At 62.2% G+C, this 4,651-nt stretch carries 5 protein-coding genes; all 5 read left to right on the top strand.

Annotation, left to right across the window (positions count from 1 at the left end):
• On the top strand, window positions 1-227 hold a 227-nt coding region (locus EN994_RS18595; RefSeq protein WP_281060171.1), incomplete at its 5' end, for an FAD-linked oxidase C-terminal domain-containing protein.
• 22 nt (window positions 228-249) lie between these two features.
• A complete protein-coding gene (locus EN994_RS36760) occupies window positions 250-2,259 on the top strand; it encodes a DUF2817 domain-containing protein (RefSeq protein WP_082826520.1) in 2,010 nt (669 codons plus the stop codon).
• A gap of 71 nt (window positions 2,260-2,330) precedes the next feature.
• Window positions 2,331-3,128, top strand: a complete 798-nt coding sequence (locus EN994_RS18585; protein ID WP_063168718.1) for a transporter substrate-binding domain-containing protein — start codon at window positions 2,331-2,333, stop codon at window positions 3,126-3,128.
• 77 nt (window positions 3,129-3,205) lie between these two features.
• A complete protein-coding gene (locus EN994_RS18580) occupies window positions 3,206-3,913 on the top strand; it encodes an ABC transporter permease subunit (RefSeq protein WP_063168719.1) in 708 nt (235 codons plus the stop codon).
• Window positions 3,914-3,918: 5 nt separating this feature from the next.
• On the top strand, window positions 3,919-4,650 hold the full coding sequence (locus EN994_RS18575) for an ABC transporter permease (protein ID WP_063170307.1): 732 nt from the start codon (window positions 3,919-3,921) through the stop codon (window positions 4,648-4,650).
• Window position 4,651 lies beyond the last annotated feature (1 nt).

Genomic DNA, 4,651 nt, shown 5'->3' with positions numbered 1-4,651 from the left:
AGCACGGTGTTGGGTCCAAGCGCATCCATTCGCTGCTGGCGACGGTTGACCCGACGAAGCTCGCCGCGATGGAGCGGGTGAAACGAGCGCTGGACGATCAGTCGATCATGAACCCCGACAAGGTGCTTCCCTCCGACGCCTGGTTTGTCCGGTCCTCCAGGCCGCTCCTTTCCGGCAATGAGCGCCGATTGCCACCTCAGAACACGAGCCATCACAACGATGAATAGCCCCACGGTGGAACGACAGGGAATGAACGGATTGACCGCAACCGCCAGCGATCCGGTGGGATCGACCATGCGCCATGATGAGCCAGCCCCCGCCTATGCCCGTGATTTCGCCGTCCTTCGCAGGAGATTTCGCGAAGCCGCCGAGCGGGCCGGCGCGGAACTGTCTGAATATGTTCATCCGCTGAACGGCCCGGATGGCGAGACGCTGGCGACGGATGTGGCGCTGCTTGGCCGCCGCGATGCGCGCAAGCTGATCGTGCTCATCTCCGGTACGCATGGTGTCGAGGGCCCGTTCGGCTCGACTTGCCAGACCGCGTGGCTCGGCCAGAAGCACCTGCGGCGCCTGCCCGGCGACACAGCCATCCTTGCCATTCACCTCATCAATCCCTGGGGTACGGCTTGGTCGCGGCGCGTCAACGAGGACAATGTCGACCTCAACCGCAACTTCATCGACTGGTCTTCAAGTGCTCCCGTCAACAACGGTTATGCCGGCCTGCACGACGCCATGGCGTATCGCGAGTGGGAGGGACCGGACCGCATAGCGGCCGACGAGAAGCTCGCCGTGGCGCGCAAAAGGCTTGGGCATGCCGGGCTGGCGGCGATCGTCGAAGCCGGCCAGTATGAGTTCGCCGACGGCATGTTCTACGGCGGTGGCGGCCCGGTCTGGTCGAACCGCACCTTGAACGAAATTCTGAAGACCTTTGCCGGCGCGGCGCGCCAGGCCATCGTCTTCGACCTGCATACCGGCGCCGGGCCTTACGGTTATCCGGCTCTGCTTTCTGTGGCGAGTTCCGAGCATGACGGCCTTGCCTGGGGCAAATCCATCTTCGGGCCGGCGCTGGCGACAGTCCTGACAGGCCAGGGCGCCAAGACCGATACCGGCATCACGGCAACGGCGACCGGCTATGTCTCCGATGCCGTCCGCAAGGCAATGCCGAACGCGCGCGTGCTGCCGCTTGTCGTTGAATGCGGCACGTTGGACGGGCCGGCTGTCATGGAAGCGGTCCAGGCCGACAACTGGCTGCATCTGTTCGGCAAGCTCGATTCGCCGTTGGGCAAGCGGATCCGCGACACTCTGCGTTGCGCCTTCATCCCGGATGACCCAGACTGGCAACGCACCTGCCTGTCCAGCAGCCTGCGCTATTTCGATCGTGCGCTGGCGGACCTGCGAACCGTCGAGATAACCCAGGACACCAGCAGCGAACAGACGCCGCCAACCCTTCCTGCCGTCGCGGCCGATCCGGCGCCCGCTGACAAGGCAAAGATCACCACGCCGGCCGTGCAGATCGACGAGCTTCACAAGAGCTTCGGCTCGCTTTTGGTGTTGAAGGGCGTCAATCTCACCGCCCATGCCGGTGAGGTCATTTCCATGATCGGCTCGTCGGGCTCGGGCAAGAGCACGTTCCTGCGTTGCATCAATCTTCTGGAGCAGCCGGATGGCGGCAAGGTCGCCATCGATGGCGAGGTGATCAAGATGAAGCCGCTGTCGAGCGGCCGTCTTGGGCCAGCCGATATGGCGCAGGTCGAACGCATCCGCGCCCGCGTCGGCATGGTGTTCCAGAACTTCAATCTGTGGCCGCACATGACTGTGGCGGAGAACATCATCGAAGCGCCCCGGCACGTCTTGAAGGAGCCCCGCGAGAAGGCCATCCAACATGCGCACGCTTTGTTGAAGAAGGTCGGGCTCGCCGACAAGCACGCTCATTATCCGGGCCAGTTATCAGGCGGCCAGCAGCAACGCGCCGCGATCGCCCGAACGCTCGCGATGCGTCCCAAAGTCATCCTCTTCGACGAACCGACATCGGCGCTCGATCCCGAGTTGGTCGGCGAGGTGCTGCGCGTGATCCGTCAACTGGCGGAGGAAGGCAACACCATGATCCTCGTAACGCACGAGATGCAGTTCGCGCGCGAGGTCTCCCACAAGGTTCTGTTTCTCCACCAGGGAAAGGTGGAGGAAGAGGGTGCGCCCGCGGAGCTGTTCGGCAGCCCGCGCTCGGAGCGTCTGCGCCAATTCCTGGCTCGGACACTGTGAGGGAAGCATTCTCGAAGCGTCCGGTTCGCACCGGACAACGGCAATGAAGACCAACAACAAGGGGAACTGATATGAAACTGAAAGTCTTGACGCTGCTCGCATGTCTCGCGGGAAGCATGGGAAGCGCATTGGCGGCCGAAGGCGAGTTGTCCATCGGAACGGAAGGCGCCTACCCGCCATGGAGCATGTCCGACGCCAATGGCAACGTCACCGGTTTCGACGCCGATGTCGGCGCGTTGCTGTGCACCAAACTCGCGGTGACCTGCCATTTTGTCGTGCAGGCGTTCGACGGGTTGATCCCGGCGCTGAAGGCCAAGCGCTTCGACGTCATCATCTCGGGCATGTCGATCACCGCCGATCGCAAGAAGGAGATCAATTTCAGCGTCGGCTATGCCGAACTGGCCAACATGTTCGTCGCGGCCAAGGGGTCTGATCTGGCCGCGATCACCGACGTCGACACGCTGCTGAAGTCGCTCGACGGCAAGAAGGTCGGCGTGCAGGCTGGCACGACCCACGCGCATTTCCTCGAGAAGCGTGCACCGAATGCCGACCTGAAAACCTACGACACGCTTGACCAGATGCAGATCGACCTGGCGAGCGGCCGTATCGACACGGCTTTCGCCGATCAATCCGCCTTGCAGGATTTTCTGGACAAGCCTGACGGCAAGAACTTCCAACTGGTCGGTGTTGAGATCAAGAGCACATACGACCCGACGCTTGGCGAAGGCATCGGCGTCGGCATCGCGCAGGACAACACCGAACTCAAGGTCAAGATCGACAAGGCGCTTTGCGAGCTGATCGCGGACGGCTCGGTCGGCAAGGCAAGCGAGAAATGGTTCAAGACGGACATTTCCCGGCCCTGCAAATAACGCCTTGGAACCCTCGCATGCGCCCGGAGCTCCGGGCGCATGCACTTCATTGGCACGACAAGACTAGGGCAACTCAGATGGAATTCGGTCTCTGGCAGGTTTGGGAAGCGGGTTGGGTGACCGCCATCCTGCGTGGCGCGTCGATAACGATCCTGGTGGGTCTCGTCAGCATGGCGGCCGGGCTGGTGATCGGCATTGTCTGCGGCTTGATCAAATGGGCCCGGATATTTCCGCTCTCGCTGCTCGTTGATGCCTATACCTCGCTGGTGCGCGGCGTGCCCGAGCTGCTCATCATCTACCTCCTGTTTTTCAGTTCGGTTGAATTCGTGACCAAGGTCGTGACCGCTTTCGGCTATGCCGGGGTCGCGGAGAGCGGCTATGCGTTCGTCATCGCGGTCATCGCCATCGGCGCGATCTCCGGCGCCTATTCGACCGAGGTCGTGCGCGGGGCCCTGGGCGCGATCCCCAATGGGCATATCGAGGCCGCGCGCGCGCTCGGGCTATCGGGCGGCCGGATCTTTCGCCGCATCATCGCGCCGCAGATGCTGCGCATCGCGGTTCCCGGAATCAACAACGTCTGGCAGACCACGATCAAGGACACGGCCCTGGTCTCGGTGGTCGGCCTTCAGGAGCTGATGCGCATTTCTTTCATTGGCGCCAATTCCACCCGCCACCCGTTCATCTTCTACCTGATCGCGGCTGTGGTTTATCTGGCCATTACGCTCGTCAGCCAGGCCGGGTTCGACGGCATCGAACGCCTGCTCAGGGTGAGGACGAGAAAGTAGTTATGATGGATCTCATCCAGCTAGCGGTTCCCGTCCTGCTCAAGGGCCTGTGGGTCACAGCGGCACTAACGTTCGTCTCGGTGCTGATCGGCTTCAATCTGGGCCTCGGTTTGGCGCTGATGCGACTGTCGTCGAACCGCTTCCTGTCAGGCTTTGCCAAATATTATTCCAATGTCTTTCGCGGGACGCCACTGCTGGTGCAGATTTTCCTGTTCTATTACGGGCTTGGCCAACTTTCCTCGATCAAGGACAACGCAGCTTTGTGGTGGTTGATCAGCGACGGCGCGCGCTGCGCCGTGCTGGCGCTTGCGCTGAACACGGCTGCCTACACGTCGGAGATCCTGCGCGGCGGATTGATGTCGGTTCCGGTTGGCCTCGTCGAAGCGGCGCAGGCATGCGGCATGTCGCGCATGCTGCGGTTCCGGCGCATCGAGTTTCCGCTCGCCATCCGCCAGGCGCTGCCGGCCTATGGCAATGAGCTCATCCTGGTCGTCAAGGGGACCAGCCTTGCCTCGACGATCACGGTGCTCGAGATCACCGGCTACGCCAAGCGGCTGATGAGCCAGACCTTCGCAATCTTCGAGATCTTCGCCATTGCCGGCGTGCTCTACCTTGTGATCAATCTGCTGTTGATCGCCATCATCCGCGCCATAGAGCGTTTCCTCATGCGCCACGAGGCCTCCTCTGGCCGAGATCTGGCAGCGCCGCAACCAAATCGATCGACCGTGGGTTCGTGAC

It is taken from the genome of Mesorhizobium sp. M7A.F.Ca.CA.002.09.1.1 (assembly GCF_003998555.1).
Lineage (GTDB): Bacteria > Pseudomonadota > Alphaproteobacteria > Rhizobiales > Rhizobiaceae > Mesorhizobium > Mesorhizobium ciceri.
Note: the sequence above shows the minus strand (reverse complement) of the source record. Positions and strands in the feature narration are given on the sequence as shown.